The following is a 4155-nucleotide window of genomic DNA, read 5'->3' on the forward strand; positions in this document are numbered from 1 at the left end:
GCTGCGCAGCCGGCGCACCGCGACCCGCATGTCGTGCACGCCGTCGACGTCGCCGTCGCGGGCCGCCGGGCCAGGCGGGCTCGCCGTCGCGGGCGCCGCGCCAGAGCAAGGGGTCGAGCGGGTCGCGCTTGCCGGCCCGCTCGGGGTCGCCGCCGCGCTCGGCCGCGAGGACCAGCATCTCGTCGCGGCTCAGGTTCGACTCGTACCCGAAGCTGGGTGTGGTCGAGATGTCGAAGTAGACGTCGCCGGTGCCGTCGTCGAGCACGTAGGCCGCGCCGGTGTTGAGCAGCTCGACGACCCGGTCGACGATGGCGGGGATCGACTCGACGGCGCCGACGTAGTGCGCCGGCGGGATCATCCGGAGGGCTTCCATGTCCTCGCGGAACAGGGCGGTCTCGCGCATGGCCAGCACGACCCAGTCCTCGCCGTCGCGCTCGGCCCGCTCGAGCAGGGGGTCGTCGATGTCGGTCACGTTCTGGACGTACCGGACGGGGTAGCCGGCGTCGAGCCAGGCCCGCTGCACCAGGTCGAACGTGATCATCGTGGCGGCGTGGCCCAGGTGGGTGGCGTCGTAGGGGGTGATGCCGCAGACGTACATGGTCGCCCCGGTCTCCCGGTCCGGGCTCGTCGGGTGTGCGCCCTGCCGCGCCGAGTCGAACATCACGAGAGGCTGACCGGTGCCCGGCAGCCGCGGCACGTCGTGCCCGGTCCAAGACTGCATTCCGCCAGCCTAACCAGCGCGGTTCGGAAGACCGCGCCGGCCAGGACAGCAAGATCACGGAGACCCCGGCATGGTGACAGCGTGACGGAGGTGGCACTACGGGCGGTATCACCCGCCGACCTGGAAACGATCTTCCGGCCGATGAGCGACCCGGAGTCGGTCCGGATGGCGGCCTTCGACGGCCCACAATGGCCGGGCGCTGGGGTCGCCGACGGTCGTCATGCGGTCCATGACGTGTGACAGGGTCCTGGTGCCGGAGTGACCAGTGGGTCGGCGCGCGGCGCCCGCCCGAATCGCGCGGCCGGGCCTGTGCGACCGGCCCAGCCGGTTGGGGGAAGGGCTGGTGCCCGCGCACGCGGAGTGGGCAGGATAGGTGCCATGGACTACGAATACGCGCCCCTGCGGTTACCACCGAATGTCGACCGGTCGACCGCGGAGGCGCAGCTCGCGATCCAGGCGGAGTTCTCCGGCTGGGAACTGGCCCGGGTGCGCTTGTTCCGGGACGGCACGCGGCAGGTGATGCTGCGACGCCGTCTGGTCAACAAGCCGCAGCCGGGCCTCAGCTATTAGCGGACCGGTCCGCCGGCTCGGCGCCTAGCCGGACCACCGGCACGAGGGTCCGGACGGCATCGCAGCCGCCCGGCGATAGGCCGCCGCCCACGGCGACGCACCAAGCACCGCCGAGGCCCGCTCGGCCTCCGAACCCACGCGCACCCAGCGGCCGATGACGCACCGCCACCGCCGTCGCGGCCACCGACCAAGCCCGGACGACGCGGTAGTCGCGGACACATTCGATCGACCTGGACACGCGCGAAGCCGCCACCAACCCGCTGCGGACCTGGCCACGCGAAGCCGCCACCAACCCGCCGCGGACCTGGCCACACGAAGCCGCCACCAGCCCATCGGACCTGGGTCACGCGCGAAGCCGCCAACAGCCCCCCACGGATCTGGCCACGCGACAGCCGCCGCCAACCCACCGCGAACCTGGCCACGCACGAACCCGCCACCAACCCACCGCGGACCCGGCCACGCACGAACCCGCCACCAACCCACCGCGGACCCGGCCACGCACGAACCCGCCACCAACCCACCGCCGACCCGGCCACGCACGAACCCGGCCACCAACCCACCGCCGACCCGGCCACCAACCCACCGCGGACCCGGCCACGCGCGAAGCTGCCACCAAACCCGCGGCCCTGGTCAAGGTCGAGGCCGCAGCCCACCGGGCAACCCCGCTCCCAGGCGGGAGCGAGGCCACCAGGTCGCGGGCGTCAGGCCTGGCGCGGGCCGTCCTCGTCGTCCTCTTCCTCGTCGCCCGGCAGCTCGCCGTCGAGGTCGCCCGGCAGGAACGGGTGCTCGTCGAGGCGGCCGACCAGGCGGTCGGCGCCGCTCGGGGTGAACGGGCCCGAGCTGTCGTGTTCCTCGAAGCTCTCCAGGTCGAGCGCCGTGTTCACCTCGCTGACCATGACCACGCCGTCAAGGGGCTCCAGCTCCGGGACGTCCAGGGCGCTCAGCGAGCCGTCGCCGGCCTGGAGGAGCTCCAGCACCGCCTCGCCCACCGTCTCGACCGGGCCGCCGGCCTCGTCCGGGCCTGCCTCGCTGCGGGCCTCCTCCGCGCGGCGGACCAGGGCCACCACGCTCGGCACGCGGTAGTCGCGGCGCTGGCGGACGGAGATCACGTGCGGGTGGGCGTCGCGGCCGCCCTCGCCCTCGCCGCCGGCCGCCACGCCCAGCTGGCCCTCGACCTCGTCCGGGTCGATGGACTCCACGTCCCACGGCGTCACCTCACCGAAGGCGTCCAGCAGCAGCTCGTCGTAGTGGTACGACGCGTTGTTCAGCGTCACGTACGCCTGCCACACGTCGTCGTCGTCGACCCGGCCGTCGGCGGCCTTCACCGCGGCCAGGTGGGCGCGGGCGGCGGTGATGACCTCCTCGAGCGCGGTGTCCAGGGCAGAGTGGTCTTCGGTCATGGTCGAACCATCCCTCGAGAGAAGATCAGCAGGTACGCAGGAAGCGGTCGAGCACCCGCGCGCCGAAGCGCAGGCCCTCCACCGGCACCCGCTCGTCGATGCCGTGGAACAGGCTGGCGAAGTTGAGGTCGGGCGGGAGCCGCAGCGGCGCGAACCCGAAGCACCGGATGCCCAGCCGCTGCCAGGCCTTGGCGTCGGTGCCGCCGGAGAGCATGTAGGGCACGGCCCGGGCGCCCGGGTCCTCCGCCCGCAGCGCCGCCGACATCGCGTCGACCAGCGGGCCGTCGAAGGTCGTCTCGACCGCCGGCTGGCGCTGGATGTGCGCGATGTCGATGTCGGGGCCCAGCAGGTCGCGAATCTCGCCCAGGAACGTCTCGGACTGGCCCGGCAGCGTGCGGCAGTCGATCGTGGCGGCGGCCCGGCTCGGCACCACGTTTTCCTTGTAGCCGGCGTCGAGGCGGGTCGGGTTGGCCGTGTTGCGCACGGTGGCGCCGACGAAGCCGGCGATCGGGCCCAGCTTGCTGATCGTCGCCTCGGGGTCCGTCGGGTCGAACTCGATGCCCAGCAGGCCCGCCACCTCGGCCAGGAACGCCCGCGCCGTGTCGGTCAGCACGATCGGGAAGCGATGGCGACCGACCCGGGCCACCGCCTCGGCCAGCGCGGTGATCGCGTTGTCGTCGTGGATCATCGAGCCGTGGCCCGGCCGGCCGTGCGCCGTCACCCGCAGCCACTCGATGCCCTTCTCGGCCGTCTCGACGAGGTAGAGCCGCAGGTCCTCGGAGACCGTGAAGGAGAAGCCGCCGACCTCGCCGATCGCCTCGGTGCAGCCCTCGAGCAGGTCGGGGTGGTTGTCGACGAGGAAGTGCGCGCCGTAGTCGCCGCCGGCCTCCTCGTCGGCGGTGAACGCGAGCACGAGGTCACGCGGCGGGCGGACGCCCTGGCGCTGCCAGTCGCGGATGACCGCGAGCACCATCGCGTCGAAGTCCTTCATGTCGACCGCGCCCCGGCCCCACAGGTAGCCGTCGCGGATCTCGCCGCCGAACGGGTCGACGGACCACTCCCCCGGGTCGGCCGGCACCACGTCGAGGTGGCCGTGCACGAGCAGCGCGCCGCGCCCCGGGTCGGTGCCCGGGATGCGGGCGACCAGGCTCGCCCGGCCGGGCGCAGACTCGCGCAGCTCGGCCTCGATGCCGACCTCGGAGAGCTTCTCCGCGACGTATTCCGCGGCCACGCGCTCGCCGGCCGAGGTGGCGTTGTCGCCGGTGTTGGTGGTGTCGATCCGGATCAGGTCACGACAGAGGTCGACGACCTCGTCGGCGCCGGAGAGCGCGGGGCTGGTCATGCGGTCCTTCTTACCAGCCGGGCCGGCACTCCGGCCGACCGGGCACACACGCCTGTGGACAACGTCAGGACTCGGCCGCGCGCGACGCGTACAGCGACCGCTCAGCCTCGTTGCGGGTCAGC

At 73.2% G+C, this 4155-nt stretch carries 4 protein-coding genes and 1 pseudogene; 2 read left to right on the forward strand and 3 right to left on the reverse strand.

Features of this window, described 5'->3' with window-relative positions:
* Positions 1-61: 61 nt before the first annotated feature.
* A pseudogene (locus AB0H87_RS38835) lies at positions 62-721 on the reverse strand (cysteine--1-D-myo-inosityl 2-amino-2-deoxy-alpha-D-glucopyranoside ligase); the annotation flags it as partial.
* Between the two features lie 81 nt (positions 722-802).
* Between AB0H87_RS38835 and AB0H87_RS38840 the strand changes: the two are divergent.
* Together AB0H87_RS38840 and AB0H87_RS38845 are read left to right on the forward strand one after the other, a co-directional pair.
* The gene (locus AB0H87_RS38840; protein WP_360157864.1) at positions 803-961 is read left to right on the forward strand and encodes a hypothetical protein; all 159 of its coding nucleotides are present in this window, start codon (positions 803-805) and stop codon (positions 959-961) included.
* 138 nt (positions 962-1099) lie between these two features.
* A complete protein-coding gene (locus AB0H87_RS38845) occupies positions 1100-1291 on the forward strand; it encodes a DUF5703 family protein (protein WP_360157867.1) in 192 nt (63 codons plus the stop codon).
* A gap of 701 nt (positions 1292-1992) precedes the next feature.
* Here the strand turns inward: AB0H87_RS38845 and AB0H87_RS38850 are convergent.
* Both AB0H87_RS38850 and AB0H87_RS38855 read right to left on the reverse strand, forming a co-directional pair.
* Complete coding sequence (locus AB0H87_RS38850; protein WP_360157870.1) at positions 1993-2691, reverse strand: hypothetical protein; 699 nt, start codon at positions 2689-2691, stop codon at positions 1993-1995.
* Between the two features lie 25 nt (positions 2692-2716).
* Positions 2717-4033, reverse strand: a complete 1317-nt coding sequence (locus AB0H87_RS38855; RefSeq protein WP_360157873.1) for a M20/M25/M40 family metallo-hydrolase — start codon at positions 4031-4033, stop codon at positions 2717-2719.
* Positions 4034-4155: the final 122 nt, after the last annotated feature.

The sequence above is a fragment of the Asanoa sp. NPDC050611 genome (assembly GCF_040654855.1).
Lineage (GTDB): Bacteria > Actinomycetota > Actinomycetes > Mycobacteriales > Micromonosporaceae > Asanoa.